Raw genomic sequence first — 21,277 nt, 5'->3', positions numbered from 1 at the left:
AGACGCCAGATGAATACCGTAATTGCACAACAGATTGCCGACCAGGGCGGCGTTGAAGCCTGGCTGACCGCGCAACAGCATAAGAGCCTGCTGCGTTTTCTGACCTGCGGCAGCGTTGACGACGGAAAAAGTACCCTGATTGGGCGTCTGCTACATGACACCCGTCAGATCTACGAAGATCAGCTTTCATCGCTGCATAACGACAGCAAACGTCATGGCACCCAGGGCGAGAAACTCGATCTGGCGCTGCTGGTGGATGGTCTGCAGGCTGAGCGTGAGCAGGGCATTACCATTGATGTGGCCTACCGCTATTTCTCGACTGAAAAGCGTAAATTTATCATCGCCGATACGCCGGGCCATGAGCAGTACACCCGCAATATGGCGACCGGTGCATCAACCTGTGACCTGGCGATTCTGCTGATCGATGCGCGTAAAGGCGTTCTGGATCAGACCCGCCGTCACAGCTTTATTTCGACGCTGCTGGGGATCAAACATCTGGTCGTGGCGATTAATAAGATGGATCTGGTTGAGTACGATCAGGCGCGCTACGAGCAGATCAAACAGGATTACCTGGACTTTGCAGGCCAGTTACCGGATGACCTCGATATCCGCTTTGTGCCGATGTCGGCGCTGGAAGGGGATAACGTAGCATCCGCCAGTCAGACCATGCCATGGTACAGCGGCCCGACGCTGCTGGATGTCCTGGAAACAGTGGAACTGAACCGCGTGGTGGATCACCAGCCGATGCGTTTCCCGGTGCAGTATGTTAACCGTCCTAACCTGGATTTCCGTGGCTATGCCGGTACCCTGGCGTCAGGCAGCGTGCAGGTGGGCCAGCGCGTTAAAGTGCTGCCGTCTGGCGTAGAGTCGACTATTGCCCGCATAGTGACCTTTGATGGCGATCTGCAGGAAGCGGGCGCAGGTGAAGCGATCACCCTGGTGCTGCAGGATGAGATTGATATCAGTCGTGGCGATCTGCTGGTTGATGCCAGCGAAACGCTGGCTGCGGTTCAGTCTGCCAGCGTTGACGTGGTCTGGATGGCAGAACAGCCTCTGCAGGCCGGTCAGAGCTATGATCTGAAAATCGCCGGTAAGAAAACCCGTGGACGGGTAGAGAAAGTCCTGCATCAGGTGGAGATTAACTCGCTGGAGACACGTCAGGTCGATGCGCTGCCGCTAAACGGTATTGGTCGCATTGAATTAACCTTTGACGAACCGATGGTGCTCGACAGCTATCAGCAGAATCCGGTGACCGGCGGCATGATCTTTATCGATCGACTGACCAACGTGACCGTGGGTGCCGGCATGATCCATCAGCCAAACCATGACGCTCCGGTTAATACCGGCGAGTTCAGCGCGTTTGAGCTGGAACTGAATGCACTGGTGCGCCGTCACTTCCCACACTGGAACGCGCGCGACCTGCTGGGCGGTCAATAATGGCTCAGCACGATGATAACGTGGTGTGGCATGACCATCCGGTAACTCGTGCTTCACGCGAACAGCAGCATGGCCATCAGGGCGTGGTGCTGTGGTTCACCGGGCTTTCGGGCTCGGGGAAATCCACAGTCGCAGGCGCGCTGGAGCAGGCGCTGCACCGTATTGGCGTCAGTACCTATCTGCTGGATGGTGACAATGTGCGTCACGGCCTCTGTCGTGACCTCGGCTTCAGCGACGATGACCGCAAAGAGAATATCCGCCGGGTCGGCGAAGTGGCGAAACTGATGGTGGATGCCGGGCTCGTGGTGCTCACTGCCTTTATTTCACCGCATCGCGCCGAGCGCCAGATGGTGCGCGACCTGCTGGAGCCGGGTCAGTTTATCGAAGTGTTTGTCGATACGCCGCTGGCGGTGTGTGAAGCACGCGATCCGAAAGGGTTATACCGCAAAGCACGTGCCGGTGAACTGCGTAATTTCACCGGTATTGACAGCGTCTATGAAGCGCCCGACAGCCCGGAAATCCAGCTGGATGGCGAACAATTGGTTACAAAACTGGCCGCCCAATTGTTAGACGTGCTGCGCGACCGCGATATCATCAGATCCTGAAGAGACAGCGGCAAATCGCTTCGGGTTTGCCGCCCTCGCAACAACAGGATGCCTATGCAGAACATCACACCCATGCTCGCTCGTAAAGATGACTCCTCCCAGGATGAGCCACGCTCATTGCTGCCGGGCGGTGTTATCGGCTTACTCGCTTACTGGTGTGCGCTGGCGCTTCCTTTCCTGCTGTTCGGCTCTAACACGCTGTTCTTCTTTCTCTATACCTGGCCATTCTTTCTGGCGCTGCTGCCGGTTGCCGTGGTCACGGGCATCGCACTGAATACGCTGCTGAGCGGACACTGGATTTGGGCCGCCCTCGCCACAGTCATTATGGTGGTGACTCTCTTCTGGTTAATGTTCTCCTTTCTTTCCGGCTGGTAAGCCTTAACGGCGTCCGTGCTGATGTGCAAACGCATCGGCAGGTTACAAAACTTTTCCCGTCAGAATCGGTACTGATTGCGCAGAGGCGCAGCAAAGCGCGCCATTTTCGCTGCTGGTGTGGAGTCCTGTGCAAAGTTATGGGATGATTGGGCCGTTTTTAGGGGGCGGGATGGGAAAACTGACGTTACTGTTATTGGTGCTGCTTGGCTGGCTGCAATATTCATTGTGGCTGGGGAAAAATGGCATCCATGACTATACGCGCGTCAATGATGATGTCGCGGTACAACAGGCAAACAATGCCAAACTTAAATCGCGAAACGATCAGCTGTTTGCCGAAATTGACGATCTCAATGGCGGCTCGGAAGCGATCGAGGAGCGTGCACGCAATGAACTGGGCATGATTAAGCCCGGTGAGACCTTCTATCGTCTGGTGCCTGACCAGAACAAACGTAACGCGCAACAATCAGCGCAAAACCTACAACGATAAAACATGAACACTCTGGCCTCCCTTGCGGATGTGATTGCCGTGGTGCCCGCTGCCGGAATCGGCAGCCGCATGCAGGCAACCTGTCCGAAGCAGTATCTGACGATTGGTCAGCACACCCTTCTGGAACACAGCATTGCACGTCTGTTTTCCCATCCAGCCATCAGACAGGTGATTGTCGCCCTCAGTCCCGATGACCAGCACTTCGCTTCATTGCCGCTGACACGCGATCCGCGTGTGCTCAGGGTCACAGGCGGCGAGACCCGCGCTGAATCGGTGCTGGCCGGATTACAGGCCGCACAGGGTTCGGCCTGGGTGCTGGTCCATGATGCTGCGCGTCCCTGTCTGCATCCCGACGATCTTCAGAAACTGCTTAACGTGCGTGAACAGAGCCACGTGGGCGGAATTCTGGCTGCGCCAGTGCGCGACACCATGAAACGGGGCGAGCCGGGCAAAGCCGCAGTGGCCCATACCGTGGAACGCGACGATCTCTGGCACGCCTTAACGCCGCAATTTTTCCCGCATGCGCTGCTCACTGCCTGCCTGACGCGGGCGCTGACAGAAGGCGCAACCATCACCGATGAAGCATCGGCGCTGGAGTATTGCGGCTATCATCCGCTGCTGGTCAGCGGACGCAGTGATAACATCAAAGTCACCCGGCCAGAAGATCTGGCGCTGGCGGCTTTTTATCTGAGTCAGATTCAATTAAAGGAGAGCGCATGATGCGTATCGGTCACGGTTTTGACGTTCACGCCTTTGGCGGAGAGGGTCCGTTAGTGATTGGCGGTGTGCGGATCCCATTTGAACACGGTTTTATCGCCCATTCGGATGGCGATGTGGCGCTGCATGCGCTGACTGACGCGCTGCTGGGCGCTGTGGCGATGGGCGATATCGGCAAGTTATTCCCCGACACCGATCCGGCCTTTAAAGGGGCGGACAGCCGCGGCCTGCTGCGTGAGGCCTGGCGTCGTATCGAAGCCAAAGGCTATCGCATCGGTAATGTCGACGTCACAATTATTGCTCAGGCACCGAAAATGCTGCCGCATGTGCCACAGATGCGCATCAACATCGCAGAAGATCTGGGCTGCCATATGGATGCGGTCAACGTCAAAGCGACCACCACCGAGAAACTCGGCTTTACCGGGCGCGGTGAAGGCATTGCCTGTGAAGCGGTCGCGTTAGTCCTGAAAGCTGACAGCCAATGAGTCTGAATTACCTGCACGGCACTCCTGTGGCCTCTGGCGTGATCAAAGCCAGTCCCGAAGATTTCGTGGTGGTTGAAGATCTCGGCTATGGCGCGGATGGTGAAGGTGAGCATCTGCTGGTGCGGATCCGTAAAACAGGTGCGAATACCCGTTTTGTGGCAGAAGCGCTGGCTAAGTACCTGGGTATTCATCCGCGCGACATGAGTTATGCCGGAATGAAAGATCGCCATGCGGTGACGGAACAGACCCTCTGTTTTCGCCTGCCGGGCAATGCGATGCCCGACCTGCGCGGTTTTACGCTGGAAGGGGTTGAGATTCTGCAGGCGGTGCGCCACAAGCGTAAGCTGCGCATCGGCGCACTGGCCGGAAATGCGTTCCGGCTGGTCATACGTCAGATCAGCGATCGTGATGCGGTTGAAGCGCGTCTGGCGCAGATCCGCGATGCGGGCGCGCCCAACTATTTTGGTGAGCAGCGTTTTGGTCGCGGCGGCAATAACCTGGTGATGGCAGAAAAGTGGGCGCGCAATGAGATCATTGTCCGTGACCGCAACAAGCGCAGCCTGATGCTCTCTGCCGCGCGCAGTGCGCTGTTTAATCAGGTGACCAGTGCACGTCTGCAGCAGCAGGGCAGTCTGACTCAGGTGCTCAACGGCGATGCATTGCAGCTGACCGGTCGAGGCAGCTGGTTTGTGGCACAGCCTGAAGAACTGGCCGACTCACAGCGGCGGGTTGATCACCATGAGCTGCGGATTACCGCGCCGCTGCCGGGACGCGGGGACGCTGGCACGCAGGCTGATGCGCTGGCGTTTGAACAGCAGACGCTGGCTAATGATACGCCGCTGCTGAGCCTCATTGAACGTGAGAAGGTCGATGCAGCCCGCCGCGCCATGCTGGTGGTGCCACGGGATATGCAGTGGCGCTGGTGGGATGACGTCACGCTGGAACTGACATTCTGGCTGCCCGCGGGGAGCTTTGCGACCAGCGTGGTCCGGGAGCTGCTGACCTCCGCAGACTCGCTCGATCAGATTGATGAGTAATCTTCGCTGCAACATTACCCGCAGTGTGGGTAATGTTGCGGCAAACCCCCACCGCTGTGTGATTTACGCCTACCACTTCCTTGCGCGCCTCGTTAGAATGCAAAAATCGCTGTCCATTCCTCACCTGTTGCCATGCCGTTAAAACAGGTTCAGTCACGGCGACCAGTCGAATAAAAAAGGTCAGAACGAAATGCGGATATTGCTCAGCAACGATGACGGCATTCATGCACCGGGTATTCAGACTCTGGCGAAAGCCCTGCGGCAGATTGCTGACGTGCAGGTTGTTGCCCCCGATCGTAACCGAAGCGGTGCCTCTAACTCATTAACGCTGGAAACACCTCTGCGTACCTTTACCCATGAAAACGGCGATATCGCGGTTCAGATGGGAACGCCGACCGATTGCGTCTATCTGGGGGTGAATGCGCTGATGCAGCCACGCCCTGACATTGTGGTGTCAGGCATTAATGCCGGTCCCAATCTGGGCGATGATGTGATCTATTCCGGTACGGTGGCAGCAGCGATGGAAGGGCGGCATCTTGGCCTGCCTGCAATCGCTGTGTCGCTCAATGGCCATCAGCACTACGCGACCGCAGCGGCAGTGACCTGCGCGCTTCTCCGGGCGCTGACGCATGAACCCCTGCGCACTGGCCGCATTCTCAATATCAATGTCCCCGATCTGCCACTCTCCGAGCTGAAAGGTATCCGCGTGACGCGCTGTGGCAGTCGCCATCCGGCTGATCAGGTGATCGCGCAACAGGATCCACGCGGCAATACCCTCTACTGGATAGGTCCACCGGGCGAAAAACTCGATGCAGGCCCGGATACAGATTTCGCTGCCGTTGATCAGGGCTACGTTTCTGTCACCGCGCTGCATGTTGATTTAACGGCGCACAGCGCGCAGAACATGCTCAGCGACTGGCTGGCAAAAGCTGAGGTGAACCTGGCATGGTGAATCGGCGTATTGAGACATTGCTGTCACAACTGCGTCAGCAGGGCATTGATGATGAAAACCTGCTGAAAGCCATTAGCGAGGTGCCGCGTGAACGCTTTATCGACGAGGCGTTTGAGCATAAAGCCTGGGACAATGTTGCCTTACCTATCGGCTCCGGTCAGACGATATCACAGCCTTACATGGTCGCGCGGATGACCGCGCTGCTCGGGCTTAATCCGCATTCGCGTGTGCTGGAGATTGGCACAGGTTCTGGTTACCAGACGGCGATTCTTGCCCATCTGGTGGACCATGTTTATTCAGTGGAACGCATCAAAGGCCTGCAATGGCAGGCTAAACGCCGCCTGAAGCAGCTGGATCTGCACAATGTCTCTACCCGTCATGGCGATGGCTGGGAGGGCTGGCCTTCACGGGGGCCGTTCGACGCCATTATTGTCACTGCCGCACCTCCGGAAATTCCGATTGCGCTGATAGCACAACTGGCAGAAGGCGGCATTATGGTGCTGCCGGTTGGCGAAGAGCAGCAGGTACTCAAGCGGCTGCGTCGTCAGGGCGAGGAGGTTATCGAGGAGATCATCGAGCCGGTGCGTTTTGTTCCGCTGGTACAGGGCGATCTGGCCTGACGCTCTTCGTATTTCTTCACAACTGTTTCATGGCACCACGTACCTGATGTTGTTACTATCCAGTTTATTCAACAAAAATGCAGAAATTATCGCGCCACGCAGAGCATTCTGCTGACAGGTACAGTGAAGCAGATAGATCAGAGTTGCCATCACGGGGGATTAATGAGCACGGGAAGCACACTTTTTCAGTTACGCCGTCTGGCGGCGCTTTCACTGGTAGGTTTTTGGCTGGCAGGCTGCAGCTCCAGCGACAATTCTCAGGCACCTATCAGTCGCGTTGGCGATGAGGGCGGCATGATGAACAGTCAGGCGGGAGGAGGCCAGGTTTCTGGTGGCATTCCAGCCGCGCCGTCTCAGGGACAAATGTTAAGCAGAAATTCATCATCTACCCCCAGCAATGGTGGAATGATTAGTACCAGCAGTAATGTTGAGACGCAGAATGGCCGGATAGTGTACAACCGCAGTTACCAGAATATTCCTAAGGGTAGCTATTCCGGTGAAACATATACCGTTAAGCGTGGCGACACGTTATTTTATATTGCCTGGATTACCGGCAATGATTTCCGTGACTTAGCCCAGCGCAACAACGTTCCCGCGCCTTATAGCCTGAATGTCGGCCAGACTTTACAGATTGGAAATGGGTCGGGTCAGCCGATTACCGGTGGCAATCCCATTACCGTTGCTGATGCAACACAGGGCGGGGTCCCTGTGGCACCACAAATTAAATCGCCTGTTGTTGCACAGCAACCTGTTATTACGTATTCTGATGATTCGGGTAATTCGGGTGGCAGCAAATTGTTGCCTTCGAAAGGAGCAAATGTTGCAACGACAACAGCTCCAGTAGTTACCGCACCCCCAACGGTTAGCAGTACAACTAACAGTTCAACGCCGGTCGGAAGCTGGCGCTGGCCGACTGACGGGAAGATTATCGATAACTTCTCTGCCGCCGAAGGTGGCAATAAAGGTATCGATATCGCCGGGACGCGCGGACAATCTGTTGTCGCCACTGCTTCAGGACGAGTGGTTTACGCAGGTAACGCACTCCGGGGTTACGGTAATTTAATCATCATCAAACACAATGATGATTACCTGAGCGCCTACGCCCACAACGATACAATGCTGGTTCGGGAACAACAGGAAGTTAAGGCGGGGCAAAAAATCGCTACCATGGGTAGCACCGGAACCAGTTCAGTCAGATTACACTTTGAAATTCGTTACAAGGGGAAATCCGTAAACCCGTTGCGTTATTTGCCGCAGCGATAATCCGGCAGAACAAAACAGATGTATGTTCTGCCCTGGAATCACGGGTAGGAGCCGCTTATGAGCCAGAATACGCTGAAAGTAAACGAGTTACATGAGAACGCGGAATTCGATGAGAACGGAGCTGAAATTTTTGACGAGAAGGCACTCGTTGAAAACGAAGCCAGTGATAGCGACGTAGCGGAAGAAGAGTTGCTTTCACAGGGTGCGACGCAGCGTGTATTAGATGCGACGCAGCTCTATCTCGGGGAGATTGGCTATTCTCCGTTGTTAACGGCAGAGGAAGAAGTTTTCTTCGCTCGCCGTGCATTGCGGGGTGATATCCCTTCCCGTCGCCGTATGATCGAAAGTAACTTACGTTTGGTGGTGAAAATCGCCCGTCGTTACAGCAATCGTGGTTTAGCTCTGCTGGACCTGATTGAAGAAGGTAACCTCGGCCTGATTCGCGCCGTAGAGAAATTTGACCCGGAGCGCGGGTTCCGTTTCTCAACGTACGCCACCTGGTGGATTCGTCAGACAATTGAACGGGCGATCATGAATCAAACCCGTACCATCCGTCTGCCGATTCACATTGTAAAAGAACTGAATGTTTATCTGCGTACAGCGCGTGAACTTTCCCACAAGCTCGACCATGAGCCAAGTGCGGAAGAGATCGCCGAACAGCTGGATAAGCCGGTTGATGACGTAAGCCGCATGTTACGTCTTAACGAACGCATTACCTCGGTTGATACGCCATTAGGCGGTGATTCTGAAAAAGCGCTGCTGGACATTCTGGCCGATGAAAAAGACAACGGCCCGGAAGACACCACGCAGGACGATGATATGAAACAAAGCATCGTCAAATGGCTGTTCGAACTGAACGCCAAGCAGCGTGAAGTGCTGGCGCGTCGTTTCGGCCTGTTGGGCTATGAAGCGGCAACACTTGAGGATGTAGGTCGTGAAATCGGCTTAACCCGCGAGCGTGTACGCCAGATTCAGGTTGAAGGTTTGCGCCGTCTGCGCGAAATCCTGCAGGCGCAGGGCCTCAGCATTGAAGCACTGTTTCGTGAATAATCGTATTTAAGATGGTCTGAGTAAGAATGCAAAAAGCGATGGTGAAAACCATCGCTTTTTTTATGTCTGCAGAAAATTTTTGCTGTTGATTAACGGCGCACCGCGCAATAACGCGGTGCGCCACACTGTCAGACCAGCGATTTAAGACGATAAATCCAGTCGAGCGCCTGGCGCGGTGTCAGCGTATCCGGATCCAGCGCCTCAAGCGCCTCCACGGCAGGCGAGGTCTCTTCAACCAGCAGCGGCAACTGAGAACCATCGACCGTCGATGAAGCCGAATGGTTTGAAACGTTCTCAAGTTCTTTGAGCTTATTGCGCGCCCGCTTAATCACCTCTTTAGGCACGCCCGCCAGCGCTGCTACCGCCAGACCGTAACTCTTACTCGCGGCTCCTTCCTGCACGCTGTGCATAAAGGCGATAGTGTCACCGTGCTCAACCGCATCCAGATGGACGTTGACCACGCCTTCCATTTTTTCCGGCAGGGTGGTCAGCTCAAAGTAATGGGTAGCAAACAGCGTCATTGCCTTGATGCGATTCGCCAGGTTTTCGGCGCAGGCCCAGGCCAGCGATAAACCGTCGTAGGTGGAGGTTCCGCGTCCAATCTCATCCATCAGCACCAGGCTGTTTTCGGTGGCGTTGTGCAGGATGTTGGCGGTTTCGGTCATTTCAACCATAAAGGTCGAGCGCCCGGAGGCGAGATCGTCTGCGGCACCAACACGGGTAAAGATGCGATCCAGCGGACCAATCAGCGTCTCATCAGCGGGAACAAAACTGCCGATCCATGCCATCAGCGCAATCAGTGCTGCCTGCCGCATATAGGTACTCTTACCGCCCATGTTTGGGCCGGTAATGATTAACATCCTGCGCTGGGGTGCCAGCGACAGCGGGTTGGCAATAAACGGCTCTTTCAGAACCTGTTCCACCACCGGATGGCGACCCCCGCTGATTTTAATCCCGGCTTTTTCCTGCAAGACCGGACGGCAATAGTTCAGTGACCAGGCCCGTTCCGCCAGGTTGCTCAACACATCCAGCTCTGCCAGCGCGGCAGCACTCAGCTGCAGTGCTTCAAGGTGCGGCAGCAACTGGTCGAACAGTGCCTCATACAGGCTTTTCTCCAGCGACAGCGCTTTGCCCTTCGAGGTGAGGACCTTGTCTTCGTACTCTTTCAGTTCCGGAATGATGTAGCGTTCAGCGTTTTTCAGCGTCTGACGACGGACATAGTGCATCGGAACCTGATGACTCTGTCCTCGGCTGACCTGGATGTAGTAGCCATGCACACCGTTAAAGCCGACTTTAAGGGTATCCAGTCCCAGCTTTTCGCGTTCGCGAATTTCAAGCCGGTCGAGATAGTCGGTTGCGCCATCGGCCAGCGCGCGCCACTCATCCAGCTCTGCGTTATAACCGGGCGCAATTACTCCGCCGTCACGGATCAGCACAGGCGGTGACTCAATCACCGCCTGCTCCAGCAGCTCACGTAACGCGGTGAACTCGCCCATCTGCACGCGCAGTTTCTGCAGCTGCGGTGCTTCAACATCGGCCAGCAGCTGGTTCAGTTCTGGCAGTTGCTGAAACGCATGACGCATGCGGGCCAGATCGCGCGGACGGGCTGTACGCAGCGCCAGGCGGGCCAGGATTCGCTCAAGATCGCCGACCTGACGCAGCACTGGCTGCAATACGTCGCTGAGATTTTGCAGCTCAGCAATCGACTCCTGACGCTGGTTGATGATGCGCGCATCGCGCAGCGGCATATGCAGCCAGCGCTTCAGCATCCGGCTGCCCATCGGTGTGACGGTTTTATCCAGCACGGCCGCTAAGGTGTTGTCGGTGCCGCCGGCCAGGTTCTGGGTGATCTCCAGATTACGGCGGGTGGCGGCATCCATGATGATGCTGTCCTGCTGCCGCTCCATGCTCAGCGAGCGGATATGGGGCAGCGTAGTGCGCTGGGTATCTTTGACATATTGCAGCAGGCAGCCCGCCGCACTCAGTCCGAGGTGCGCATTCTCCACGCCGAAGCCATTGAGATCGCGGGTGCCAAATTGCAGGTTCAGCTGCTGACGCGCGGTGTCGATTTCAAACTCCCACAGCGGACGGCGGCGCAGGCCACGTCGCTGATCAATCAGCGACATCGCCTGAAAATCTTCGGGGTAGAGCAGTTCAGCGGGATTGGTGCGTTGCAGCTCTGCCGCCATGGTTTCTGCATCAGCTGGTTCACTTAAGCGGAAACGGCCTGAACTGATATCCAGCGTGGCGTAGCCAAAACCGCGCGGACTTTGCACGATTGCAGCCAGCAGGTTGTCGTGCCGCTCCTGCAGCAGCGCCTCATCACTGATGGTGCCTGGCGTGACGATTCGCACCACTTTGCGCTCAACCGGGCCTTTGCTTAGTGCCGGATCGCCTATCTGCTCACAGATGGCCACGGACTCGCCCAACTGCACCAGTTTTGCCAGATAACCTTCAACCGCATGATAGGGCACGCCAGCCATCGGGATCGGTTCACCCGCTGACGCACCGCGTTTGGTGAGTGAAATCTCCAGCAGCTGAGAGGCGCGCTTTGCGTCGTCATAAAACAGCTCGTAGAAGTCACCCATACGGTAAAACAGCAGAATGTCAGGATGCTCTGCCTTGAGGCGCAGGTACTGCTGCATCATGGGTGTGTGAGAAGGAAAGTCCTTTTCGGTTGGCTCTTGCATAAGGTTTTAGCTCATCTTTAATGCGGTAAATTTCTGGCGATCAACGCCCATGAAACCGAAAGGATTCCAGGCGCGCTGGATGATCAGATGATAACGAATAGGGCAGTGCATATGCCAGCCTGATAATCACCCCGCTCCTGACCGGGTATAACCTGGCTGGCATCCTGACAAATGTGGCGGCCGCTGGCGACAGAAAAGTACCTGGTTTCCTGATTCTGATGTGGGGCTGCGAGACAGCTCGCGGTTTCTGCGACAGCTTTCGGCGGGCAGGGCGGCAACACGCCGCATCAGGGCGTGTTGCAGATCAGTGCAGCCCGTTTTGCAGCGCCCAGACGGCGGCTTCAAGTCGCGACTTAAGGTTCATTTTCTTCAGCAGATATTTGACGTGGACCTTGACCGTACTTTCACTGATGTCCAGTTTGCGGGCGATGGCTTTGTTGGTCATGCCGTCGCTGATCAGTTGCAGGATCTCGCGTTCACGGCGGGTCAGCTGATTAATGTCGCGCGTCTGACCAGGCTGCGCTTCGCGTAATCGGGCAACCAGAATCGGTGTCAACGCTTCGCTCAGCACGATCTGTCCGGCAGCCGCCTGATGCAGCGCTTTCAGCAGGTCTTCCGGTTCCATATCTTTCAGCAGATAACCATCAGCACCGCGTTTCAGCGCGCTGATCACATCCTCTTCATTATCTGAAACGCTGAATACCACCACCCGGCCAGAGAGGGCGATTTCACGCAGCTGGGTTAGCGTATCCAGTCCGTTCAGGCCTGGCATATTGAGATCAAGCAGGATCAGATCGGGATCGTGCAGCTGTGCCAGCGTCAGGCCATCAATGCCATTACCTGCTTCGGCAACGACCTGCAGTCGCTCATCCAGCGCAATCAGCTGCTTAAGTCCACTACGCAGCATGGGATGGTCATCGATCAGTAAAAGCGTAAATTTCCCGTCCGTCACTATGGCTCCTGTTCCTGTCATCTGCGTCAGCCCCGGCGGGCGACAATGCCTATCTTAACGGGGAAGTCCGGTCGCTATATACCCCTTATGGACTACTCCTTTATTTCCATTCAGACATCCCTTTGCTGACGGCGCTTGCGGCTGCCATTAAACCGCATGATTTATAAGGGTTATAAGCAGCCAGCTAACTACTTAACCGGGATGGTCAGGGATTGCCGCGCCTTTGTAACCTGCCTTGCCGTTGATTTGTATCAAGCAAGCCGCCAGGCCGGATACGCAGGATATGCACAATTATTATTCTGCTGATGAGAAATTTATGACCCAATCCGCTCCTTTGCAAACTCCGATGCGCGGCGCATTAATTCAGGACTGGCAGCCGGAAAACGAGGCGTTCTGGCAGGCGCGCGGTAAGCGTATCGCCAGCCGTAACCTGTGGATTTCTGTTTTCTGCCTGTTGCAGGGTTTCTGTGTCTGGATGTTGTTCAGCACCGTCGCGGTTAACCTCAATAAAGTGGGCTTTAACTTCAGCACCGAACAGCTCTTTTTACTGACCGCACTGCCGTCGGTTTCTGGCGCCTTGCTGCGTGTTCCTTACTCTTTTGTTATTCCCATCTTTGGCGGACGCCGCTGGACAGCCTTCAGCACTGGCATCCTGATCATTCCCTGTCTGTGGCTTGGTTTTGCTGTACAGGACAGCCAGACTTCATTCACCACTTTTATGGTGATTGCTCTGCTGTGCGGTTTTGGCGGTGCTAACTTCGCTTCAAGCATGGGCAACATCAGCTTCTTCTTCCCCAAAGCCCGTCAGGGCGGCGCGCTGGGCATCAACGGCGGTCTGGGTAATCTTGGCGTCAGCGTGATGCAGTTTGTTGCACCGCTGGCCATCTCCTGCGCCATTTTTGGTTTTGCGGATACAGGCCATACCACCGTCACCGGCGACAGCATCTGGCTGGAAAATGCGGCCTGGATATGGGTGCCGTTTCTGGCACTCGGCACGCTGGCGGCCTGGTTCGGCATGAACGACCTGGCAGCGGCGAAATCCTCGCTGCGTGAACAGTTGCCGGTGCTGAAACGCCCACACCTGTGGGTTATGGCATTGCTCTATCTGGCGACCTTCGGTTCATTTATTGGGTTCTCGGCCGGTTTTGCCATGCTGGCGAAGACTCAATTCCCTGATGTTGTGATCATGCATTACGCCTTTTTCGGCCCGCTGATTGGCGCGCTGGCCCGTTCAGCAGGTGGCATCATCTCTGACCGTCTCGGCGGCACCCGCGTCACGCTGGTCAACTACATCCTGATGGCGCTGTTTACCGCGCTGCTGTTCCTCACCCTGCCGGGTGACGGACATGACGGCTCATTTATCGCCTTCTTCGCCGTATTTATGGGCCTGTTCCTGACCTCCGGTCTGGGCAGCGGCTCTACCTACCAGATGATTGCGGTGCTCTTCCGCAAGCTGACGCTGGAACGTATCAAAGCTGAAGGCGGCGACGATGCGCATGCGCAGCGTGAAGCTGGAACGGAAACCTCGGCTGCGCTCGGCTTTATCTCCGCCATTGGCGCGCTGGGCGGCTTCTTTATTCCGCAGACCTTTGGCCTGTCGCTCGCGATGACCGGTTCACCCGCTGGCGCGATGAAAATCTTCCTGGTCTTTTACCTCTGCTGTATCGCAGTGACCTGGCTGGTTTACGGACGAAAAGCCCGCGCCTGATAACGATAAAGCCGGTGTGGCACACCGGCAAAATTTTCCTTTCTGTGTCACGACAGATGCAGAGTCAGCAATGTCATACAACGCCTTCAGGAGTATTCCGGATGAGCAAGTTTCTTGATCGATTTCGTTATTTTAAACAGCTGGCCGAGCCGTTTTCCGGCCAGCATGGCCAGACCTTAAACAGCAACCGCGACTGGGAAGATGGCTATCGCAGCCGCTGGCAGCACGATAAAATCGTGCGCTCCACCCACGGTGTTAACTGTACCGGCTCATGCAGCTGGAAAATCTACGTGAAAAACGGTCTGGTCACCTGGGAGACCCAGCAGGCCGACTATCCACGTACCCGTCCCGATCTGCCCAACCATGAGCCGCGCGGTTGTCCACGCGGTGCAAGCTACTCCTGGTATCTCTACAGCGCTAATCGCCTGAAATATCCGCTGATGCGCAAGAAGCTGATTCAGTTGTGGCGCGACGCGAAAGCGCAGCACAGCGATCCGGTGGAGGCCTGGGCATCCATCATCAGCAATCCGGAAAAAGCAAAAAGTTATAAGCAGGCGCGTGGCCGCGGGGGCTTTGTTCGTTCCAGCTGGCAGGAAGTCAATGAGATGATCGCCGCTGCGAACATCTGCACCGCGAAAACTTACGGCCCTGACCGCATTGTCGGATTCTCGCCGATTCCGGCAATGTCGATGGTCTCTTATGCGGCAGGCGCACGTTACCTGTCGCTGATTGGTGGCACCTGCCTGAGCTTTTACGACTGGTATTGTGACCTGCCGCCAGCGTCACCGATGACCTGGGGCGAGCAGACCGACGTGCCGGAATCGGCTGACTGGTACAACTCCTCTTACATCATCGCCTGGGGCTCTAACGTGCCGCAGACCCGCACCCCGGACGCCCACTTCTTTACCGAAGTCCGTTATAAGGGAACGAAAACCGTGGCGATCACCCCGGACTACGCTGAAGTCGCGAAGCTGTGCGATCAGTGGCTGAGTCCGAAGCAGGGCACCGACAGCGCGATGGCGCTGGCAATGGGCCATGTGATGCTGAAAGAGTTTCATCTTGATCGCGAGGTTGGCTATTTCCGCGACTACGTGCGACGTTATACCGATATGCCGATGCTGGTCATGCTGGAACCGCGCGAGGGCGGCTACTTCGCGGCAGGCCGTCAGCTGCGCGCCAGCGATCTGGTGGATGGTCTGGGTCAGGAAAATAACCCGGAATGGAAAACCGTCGCAATCAACGAGGCGACCGGCGAGCTTACCGCGCCGCAGGGATCTATCGGCTTCCGCTGGGGCGAAAAAGGCAAATGGAACCTGGAGCAGCGCGACGGTCTGTCACAAAAAGATGTGGAACTGCAGCTTAGCCTGCTCGGCAGCCACGATGAGGTGGTTGAGGTCGGTTTCCCTTACTTTGGCGGCATCACCAGTGAGCATTTCAACAGCGTCGCGCTGGATGAGATCCTGCTGCACAAACTGCCGGTGAAACGCCTGCAGCTGGCCGATGGCAGCGAAGCGCTGGTCACCAGCGTTTACGACCTGACCCTGGCAAACTATGGTCTGGATCGCGGTCTGGACGATGCCAACTGCGCGCAAAACTATGATGAGATCAAGGCCTATAGCCCGGCCTGGGCGGAACAGATTACGGGCGTTTCCCGTCAGAACATCATCCGCATTGCCCGCGAGTTTGCCGAAAACGCCGAGAAAACCCGTGGCCGTTCAATGATCATCGTCGGTGCCGGTATGAACCACTGGTATCACATGGACATGAACTACCGTAGCCTGATGAACATGCTGATTTTCTGCGGCTGCGTGGGTCAGAGCGGAGGTGGCTGGGCGCACTATGTCGGCCAGGAAAAACTCCGTCCGCAGACCGGCTGGGCCCCGCTGGCCTTTGGACTCGACTGGCAGCGTCCGCCACGTCAGATGAACAGCACCTCCTTCTTCTATAGCCACTCCAGTCAGTGGCGTTATGAAACCCTGGCCACCAGCGAACTGCTGTCACCGCTGGCGGACAAAAGCCGCTACAGCGGCAGCCTGATCGACCTTAACGTGCGGTCCGAACGTATGGGCTGGCTGCCGTCTGCGCCTCAGCTTAACGTCAACCCGCTGCACATCGCGGCACAGGCGAAAGCCGCCGGTCAGTCACCGCTGGATTATACCGTGGAGAGCCTGAAGCAGGGCACCATGCGGTTCGCCGCTGAACAGCCGGACGACCCGCAGAACTTCCCGCGCAACCTGTTTGTCTGGCGGTCCAATCTGCTTGGCTCTTCCGGTAAAGGGCATGAGTACATGCTGAAATACCTGCTGGGTACCGAAAACGGTATTCAGGGCAAAGATTTGGGCCAGCAGGGCTGCGTGAAGCCCGAAGAAGTTGAATGGCTGGACCAGGGCGCCGAAGGCAAACTGGATCTGGTGGTCACACTCGACTTCCGCATGTCGAGCACCTGTCTCTATTCCGACGTGGTGTTGCCTACCGCCACCTGGTATGAAAAAGACGATATGAATACCTCGGATATGCATCCGTTTATTCATCCGCTTTCGGCCGCTGTCGATCCTGCCTGGGATTCAAAAAGCGACTGGGAGATCTACAAAGGCATTGCCAAAGCTTTCTCCGATCTCTGTCCTGGCCATTTAGGCGTTGAAACTGACGTGGTTACGCTGCCGGTGTTGCATGATTCGCCAGCCGAACTGGCGCAGCCATTTGAGACTAAAGACTGGAAAAAAGGGGAGTGCGACCTGATTCCAGGCAAAACCGCGCCACACATTATGGTGGTGGAACGCGACTATCCGGCGACCTGGGCGCGTTTTACCTCGCTGGGACCGTTGCTGGATAGCCTGGGTAACGGTGGCAAAGGCATCAGCTGGAACACCAGCAAAGAAGTCGATTTCCTCAAACAGCTGAACTACGTCAAAGCGGATGGCCCGGCGGCAGGACGGCCGAATATTGATACGGCGATCGATGCAGCAGAAGTGATCCTGGCGCTGGCACCGGAAACCAATGGTCAGGTGGCGGTGAAAGCCTGGCAGGCTCTGGGCGCTATTACGGGTCGTGACCACACGCATCTGGCACTCAACAAAGAAGACGAGAAAATCCGCTTCCGCGATATCCAGGCGCAGCCGCGCAAAATTATCTCCAGCCCGACCTGGTCAGGTCTTGAAGATGAACACGTTTCTTACAACGCCTGCTACACCAACGTTCATGAGCTGATCCCGTGGCGCACCCTGAGCGGCCGTCAGCAGCTTTATCAGGATCATGAGTGGATGCGCGCCTTCGGGGAAAGCCTGATGGTCTATCGTCCGCCCATTGATACCCGCGCGGCGAAGCCGTTGCTGAACAGCAAGCCCAACGGTAATCCGGAGAAGGCGCTGAACTTCCTTACGCCACACCAGAAGTGGGGCATTCACTCAACCTACAGCGACAACCTGCTGATGCTGACGCTGTCACGTGGCGGACCCATCGTCTGGATGAGTGAAGATGACGCCCGCGAGCTGGGCATTGTGGATAACGACTGGATCGAGGCGTTCAACGCCAACGGCGCGCTGACTGCGCGTGCGGTCGTGAGCCAGCGCATCCCGGCCGGTATGACCATGATGTACCATGCCCAGGAGCGCATCGTGAATATCCCCGGCTCGGAGATCACCAGCCAGCGCGGCGGTATTCATAACTCGGTGACGCGAACCTGCCCGAAACCGACCCATATGATCGGCGGCTATGCGCAGCTCTCCTGGGGCTTTAACTACTACGGCACTGTCGGCTCCAACCGTGATGAATTCGTGGTGGTGAGAAAAATGAACAACGTTAACTGGTTAGATGGGGAAGGCAACGATGCCTGCCAGGGCAGCCAGCAGGAGGTAAAACCATGAAAATTCGTTCACAGGTCGGCATGGTGCTGAACCTCGACAAATGTATCGGCTGCCACACCTGCTCGGTGACCTGTAAAAATGTCTGGACCAGCCGCGAGGGCATGGAATACGCCTGGTTCAACAACGTCGAAAGCAAACCTGGCGTCGGCTATCCGCACGCCTGGGAAGATCAGCAGAAGTGGAAGGGCGGCTGGATCCGTAAGATCAACGGCAAGCTGGAACCGCGCATGGGCAGTCGCGTCGGCCTGCTGTCGAAGATCTTCGCCAACCCGGATGTGCCGGCGCTGGATGATTATTACGAGCCGTTCGATTTCGATTATCAGCATCTGCACACTGCGCCGGCCGGTAAACATCAGCCGATCGCACGTCCGCGTTCGCTGATCACCGGTAAGCGGATGAAAAAGATCGAAAACGGCCCGAACTGGGAAGAGATCCTCGGCGGCGAGTTTGCCAAACGCGCGCAGGATAAAAACTTCGATAACATCCAGAAGGAGATTTACGGCCAGTTTGAACACACCTTCATGATGTATCTGCCACGCCTGTGTGAGCACTGCCTTAATCCGGCATGTGTGGCGACCTGTCCTAGCGGCGCGATCTACAAGCGCGGCGAAGATGGCATCGTGCTGATCGACCAGGATAAATGTCGCGGCTGGCGCATGTGCCTGACCGGCTGTCCGTACAAGAAGATCTACTTCAACTGGAAAAGCGGCAAGTCAGAAAAATGTATTTTCTGTTATCCACGTATCGAAGCGGGTCAGCCCACCGTCTGCTCAGAAACCTGTGTTGGCCGTATTCGCTACCTCGGCGTGCTGCTCTATGACGCTGACCGCATTGAAGAGGCTGCCGCCGCAGAAAACGAGAAAGATCTCTATCAGAGCCAGCTGGATATTTTCCTTGATCCTAATGATCCCGTGGTGATTGCGCAGGCGCTGAAAGATGGCGTCGCGCAGAGCGTGATCGACGCAGCACAGCGATCCCCGGTTTATAAAATGGCGATGGAGTGGAAGCTGGCGCTGCCGCTTCACCCTGAATACCGCACGTTGCCGATGGTCTGGTATGTGCCGCCGTTGTCACCGATTCAGTCGGTGGTGGATGGTGGGGCGCTGGCGCACACCGGCGTGCTGCCGGATGTGGAAAGCCTGCGCATTCCGGTTGAGTACCTGGCGAACCTGCTGACCGCAGGTGACACCGCACCGGTGTTGCTGGCGCTGAAACGCATGCTGGCGATGCGCCATTACAAGCGCGCAGAAAGTGTGGACGGTGAGCATGATATCCGGGCGCTGGAGCAGGTCGCTCTGACCGAAGCGCAGGCGCAGGAGATGTACCGCTATCTGGCGATCGCAAACTATGAAGATCGCTTTGTGGTGCCCTCCAGCCACCGCGAACTGGCGCGTGAAGCCTTCCCGGAAAGCAAAGGCTGCGGTTTTAGCTTTGGCGATGGCTGCCACGGCAGTGACACCAAATTCAATCTGTTCAACAGCCGGCGTATTGATGCCATCGATGTCAGCAAAAAAACCAGCCGTCCCGAGGAGGCCTCATGATGACGCTGCGTGTTCTGTCACGCCTGCTGGACTACCCGGACGAGGCGTTGTTTACGCACTATCCCGACCTGATTGCGGCACTGGAAGAGGCCAGTGAACTTAACCTGCAGCAGAGCGCACGGCTGGTGCGCTTTATCCATGAGCTCTGCGCCCGGCCAATACTGGATGTGCAGGCTGATTACTGCGAGCTGTTTGATCGTGGCCGCGCCACCTCGCTGCTGCTGTTTGAACATGTACACGGGGAATCCCGCGATCGCGGTCAGGCGATGGTCGATCTGCTTGAACAGTACCGGGCCGACGGTCTGGAGCTGGACAGCAAAGAGTTGCCCGATTATCTGCCGCTTTACCTGGAATATCTCGCCTGTAAAAGCGATGAAGCCGCGCGTCAGGGGCTGGATGACATCGTGCCGATCCTGGCTTTGCTGGCTGCGCGGCTGGAAGCGCGTCAGAGTCCTTATGCTGACCTTTTCAGGGTGTTACTGACGCTATCCGGTAGCGCGGTCGATCCTGCGGCCCTCAAGCCCCAGGTGGCGCAGGAAGCGCGGGACGATACCCCGACAGCACTGGATGCGGTCTGGGAAGAGGAGCAGATTAAATTTCTCGGCGAACAGGGTTGCGCCTCGGCGCAGCAGGCGATGCATCAGCGTCGCTTCGCCGATGCGGTTGCGCCGCAGTATCTGGATATTGCCGCGGCGACGGCGCGCAGCACGGGAGAATCAGCATGAATTTTATTAACACTTTTTTCTTCGATATTTACCCCTATCTTGCCGGAACGGTCTTCCTGGTGGGGAGCTGGCTGCGCTATGACTATGGGCAGTACAGCTGGCGGGCCGGCTCCAGTCAGATGCTGGACAAAAAAGGAATGCGTCTTGCCTCTAACCTGTTCCATATCGGCATCATCGGTATCTTCTTCGGCCATATCGTCGGGATGCTGACGCCGCACTGGATGTATGAATCGTTCCTGCCAATCGACGTGAAGCAGAAGCTGGCGATGATAGCCGGAGGCCTGTTTGGTGCATTGACGCTGGCGGGTGGCGCGCTATTGCTGAAGCGCCGTCTGACCAATCCTCGGGTGCGGGCCACCAGTAGCGTCGGCGACATTCTGATCCTGACACTGCTGGTGGCTCAGGCCACGCTGGGCCTGCTGACCATTCCGTTCTCCGCTCAGCATATGGACGGCAGTGAGATGATGAAGCTGGTGGGCTGGGCTCAGGCAGTGGTGACCTTCCACGGTGGCGCGTCGCAGCATCTGGAAGGCGTGGCGTTTATCTACCGCGTGCACATGGTGCTGGGTATGACGCTGTTCCTGCTGTTCCCGTTCTGCCGACTGGTGCATATCTGGAGCGCGCCGGTTGAGTATCTGACCCGTCGTTATCAGCTGGTGAGAAACCGCCGCTAAACGCCCGATGGCTGCGGGGGAGATACCGCCCCGCCGCCCTGTCTGATCCACTGCGGCGTTGACGTTTTTTTAACATTCCGGACTGTATGTCACTGC

General features: G+C 56.6%; 18 protein-coding genes. 16 read left to right on the top strand and 2 right to left on the bottom strand.

Annotation, left to right across the window (positions count from 1 at the left end; all coding sequences use genetic code 11):
* Nucleotides 1–9: 9 nt before the first annotated feature.
* From cysN to rpoS, 11 genes are all read left to right on the top strand, one after another.
* A complete protein-coding gene (gene cysN / locus AC6I77_RS15045) occupies nt 10–1,437 on the top strand; it encodes a sulfate adenylyltransferase subunit CysN (RefSeq protein WP_004571203.1) in 1,428 nt (475 codons plus the stop codon).
* Complete coding sequence (gene cysC, locus AC6I77_RS15040) at nt 1,437–2,042, top strand: adenylyl-sulfate kinase (protein ID WP_004571202.1); 606 nt, start codon at nt 1,437–1,439, stop codon at nt 2,040–2,042. The genes cysN and cysC overlap by 1 nt, the downstream gene beginning before the upstream one ends.
* 54 nt (nt 2,043–2,096) lie before the next feature.
* Nucleotides 2,097–2,417 carry a DUF3561 family protein gene (locus tag AC6I77_RS15035; protein WP_003849111.1) on the top strand — a complete coding sequence of 107 codons (321 nt, stop codon included), beginning with the start codon at nt 2,097–2,099 and terminating at the stop codon, nt 2,415–2,417.
* Between the two features lie 169 nt (nt 2,418–2,586).
* Entirely contained in the window at nt 2,587–2,904 is a 318-nt protein-coding gene (gene ftsB / locus AC6I77_RS15030) for a cell division protein FtsB (RefSeq protein ID WP_003849108.1), read from the top strand.
* Nucleotides 2,905–2,907: 3 nt separating this feature from the next.
* On the top strand, nt 2,908–3,624 hold the full coding sequence (ispD, locus tag AC6I77_RS15025) for a 2-C-methyl-D-erythritol 4-phosphate cytidylyltransferase (protein WP_497817082.1): 717 nt from the start codon (nt 2,908–2,910) through the stop codon (nt 3,622–3,624).
* Nucleotides 3,624–4,106: a 2-C-methyl-D-erythritol 2,4-cyclodiphosphate synthase gene (gene ispF, locus AC6I77_RS15020; protein WP_008927107.1), complete on the top strand. Its 483-nt coding sequence runs from the start codon at nt 3,624–3,626 to the stop codon at nt 4,104–4,106. The genes ispD and ispF overlap by 1 nt, the downstream gene beginning before the upstream one ends.
* Nucleotides 4,103–5,143: a tRNA pseudouridine(13) synthase TruD gene (truD, locus tag AC6I77_RS15015; protein WP_008927106.1), complete on the top strand. Its 1,041-nt coding sequence runs from the start codon at nt 4,103–4,105 to the stop codon at nt 5,141–5,143. The genes ispF and truD overlap by 4 nt, the downstream gene beginning before the upstream one ends.
* A 190-nt stretch (nt 5,144–5,333) precedes the next feature.
* On the top strand, nt 5,334–6,095 hold the full coding sequence (gene surE, locus AC6I77_RS15010; RefSeq protein ID WP_182630088.1) for a 5'/3'-nucleotidase SurE: 762 nt from the start codon (nt 5,334–5,336) through the stop codon (nt 6,093–6,095).
* Entirely contained in the window at nt 6,089–6,715 is a 627-nt protein-coding gene (locus tag AC6I77_RS15005) for a protein-L-isoaspartate(D-aspartate) O-methyltransferase (RefSeq protein ID WP_003849097.1), read from the top strand. The genes surE and AC6I77_RS15005 overlap by 7 nt, the downstream gene beginning before the upstream one ends.
* A 162-nt stretch (nt 6,716–6,877) precedes the next feature.
* Nucleotides 6,878–7,978, top strand: a complete 1,101-nt coding sequence (nlpD, locus tag AC6I77_RS15000) for a murein hydrolase activator NlpD (protein WP_033743626.1) — start codon at nt 6,878–6,880, stop codon at nt 7,976–7,978.
* 57 nt (nt 7,979–8,035) lie between these two features.
* A complete protein-coding gene (rpoS, locus tag AC6I77_RS14995) occupies nt 8,036–9,028 on the top strand; it encodes an RNA polymerase sigma factor RpoS (RefSeq protein ID WP_003849090.1) in 993 nt (330 codons plus the stop codon).
* A gap of 128 nt (nt 9,029–9,156) precedes the next feature.
* Here rpoS and mutS read toward each other — a convergent pair whose 3' ends face one another.
* On the bottom strand, nt 9,157–11,718 hold the full coding sequence (gene mutS, locus AC6I77_RS14990; RefSeq protein ID WP_033761582.1) for a DNA mismatch repair protein MutS: 2,562 nt from the start codon (nt 11,716–11,718) through the stop codon (nt 9,157–9,159).
* 304 nt (nt 11,719–12,022) lie between these two features.
* Complete coding sequence (gene narL / locus AC6I77_RS14985; protein WP_050540861.1) at nt 12,023–12,691, bottom strand: two-component system response regulator NarL; 669 nt, start codon at nt 12,689–12,691, stop codon at nt 12,023–12,025.
* A 295-nt stretch (nt 12,692–12,986) separates the two neighbouring features.
* On the opposite strand from narL, the gene AC6I77_RS14980 reads away from it, so the two are divergent.
* The 5 genes from AC6I77_RS14980 (at nt 12,987) to narI (ending at nt 21,181) form a co-directional block, all read left to right on the top strand.
* Nucleotides 12,987–14,378 (top strand): NarK family nitrate/nitrite MFS transporter, encoded by a 1,392-nt coding sequence (locus AC6I77_RS14980; RefSeq protein ID WP_033761595.1) that lies wholly within the window; start codon nt 12,987–12,989, stop codon nt 14,376–14,378.
* A gap of 101 nt (nt 14,379–14,479) precedes the next feature.
* Nucleotides 14,480–18,241 (top strand): nitrate reductase subunit alpha, encoded by a 3,762-nt coding sequence (locus AC6I77_RS14975; RefSeq protein ID WP_497817081.1) that lies wholly within the window; start codon nt 14,480–14,482, stop codon nt 18,239–18,241.
* Nucleotides 18,238–19,782, top strand: a complete 1,545-nt coding sequence (gene narH, locus AC6I77_RS14970) for a nitrate reductase subunit beta (protein WP_497817080.1) — start codon at nt 18,238–18,240, stop codon at nt 19,780–19,782. Before AC6I77_RS14975 ends, narH begins: the two co-directional genes overlap by 4 nt.
* Complete coding sequence (narJ, locus tag AC6I77_RS14965) at nt 19,779–20,507, top strand: nitrate reductase molybdenum cofactor assembly chaperone (RefSeq protein WP_039660779.1); 729 nt, start codon at nt 19,779–19,781, stop codon at nt 20,505–20,507. Before narH ends, narJ begins: the two co-directional genes overlap by 4 nt.
* The gene (gene narI, locus AC6I77_RS14960) at nt 20,504–21,181 is read left to right on the top strand and encodes a respiratory nitrate reductase subunit gamma (protein WP_008927097.1); all 678 of its coding nucleotides are present in this window, start codon (nt 20,504–20,506) and stop codon (nt 21,179–21,181) included. Before narJ ends, narI begins: the two co-directional genes overlap by 4 nt.
* Nucleotides 21,182–21,277: the final 96 nt, after the last annotated feature.

The organism is Pantoea sp. X-Soil-ISGK-259, from assembly GCF_059730705.1.
This window is presented reverse-complemented; position numbering and strand designations above follow the sequence as displayed.

What these genes read in the sequence shown, in the direction of transcription:
- AC6I77_RS15005 (WP_003849097.1), top strand. Translation starts at nt 6,089, where the DNA reads ATGGTGAATCGGCGTATTGAGACATTGCTGTCACAACTGCGTCAGCAG.
- mutS (WP_033761582.1), bottom strand. Translation starts at nt 11,718, where the DNA reads ATGCAAGAGCCAACCGAAAAGGACTTTCCTTCTCACACACCCATGATG.
- rpoS (WP_003849090.1), top strand. Translation starts at nt 8,036, where the DNA reads ATGAGCCAGAATACGCTGAAAGTAAACGAGTTACATGAGAACGCGGAA.
- nlpD (WP_033743626.1), top strand. Translation starts at nt 6,878, where the DNA reads ATGAGCACGGGAAGCACACTTTTTCAGTTACGCCGTCTGGCGGCGCTT.
- ispF (WP_008927107.1), top strand. Translation starts at nt 3,624, where the DNA reads ATGCGTATCGGTCACGGTTTTGACGTTCACGCCTTTGGCGGAGAGGGT.
- narL (WP_050540861.1), bottom strand. Translation starts at nt 12,691, where the DNA reads ATGACAGGAACAGGAGCCATAGTGACGGACGGGAAATTTACGCTTTTA.
- cysN (WP_004571203.1), top strand. Translation starts at nt 10, where the DNA reads ATGAATACCGTAATTGCACAACAGATTGCCGACCAGGGCGGCGTTGAA.
- narH (WP_497817080.1), top strand. Translation starts at nt 18,238, where the DNA reads ATGAAAATTCGTTCACAGGTCGGCATGGTGCTGAACCTCGACAAATGT.
- narJ (WP_039660779.1), top strand. Translation starts at nt 19,779, where the DNA reads ATGATGACGCTGCGTGTTCTGTCACGCCTGCTGGACTACCCGGACGAG.
- ftsB (WP_003849108.1), top strand. Translation starts at nt 2,587, where the DNA reads ATGGGAAAACTGACGTTACTGTTATTGGTGCTGCTTGGCTGGCTGCAA.
- ispD (WP_497817082.1), top strand. Translation starts at nt 2,908, where the DNA reads ATGAACACTCTGGCCTCCCTTGCGGATGTGATTGCCGTGGTGCCCGCT.
- AC6I77_RS14975 (WP_497817081.1), top strand. Translation starts at nt 14,480, where the DNA reads ATGAGCAAGTTTCTTGATCGATTTCGTTATTTTAAACAGCTGGCCGAG.
- narI (WP_008927097.1), top strand. Translation starts at nt 20,504, where the DNA reads ATGAATTTTATTAACACTTTTTTCTTCGATATTTACCCCTATCTTGCC.
- AC6I77_RS15035 (WP_003849111.1), top strand. Translation starts at nt 2,097, where the DNA reads ATGCAGAACATCACACCCATGCTCGCTCGTAAAGATGACTCCTCCCAG.
- AC6I77_RS14980 (WP_033761595.1), top strand. Translation starts at nt 12,987, where the DNA reads ATGACCCAATCCGCTCCTTTGCAAACTCCGATGCGCGGCGCATTAATT.
- truD (WP_008927106.1), top strand. Translation starts at nt 4,103, where the DNA reads ATGAGTCTGAATTACCTGCACGGCACTCCTGTGGCCTCTGGCGTGATC.
- cysC (WP_004571202.1), top strand. Translation starts at nt 1,437, where the DNA reads ATGGCTCAGCACGATGATAACGTGGTGTGGCATGACCATCCGGTAACT.
- surE (WP_182630088.1), top strand. Translation starts at nt 5,334, where the DNA reads ATGCGGATATTGCTCAGCAACGATGACGGCATTCATGCACCGGGTATT.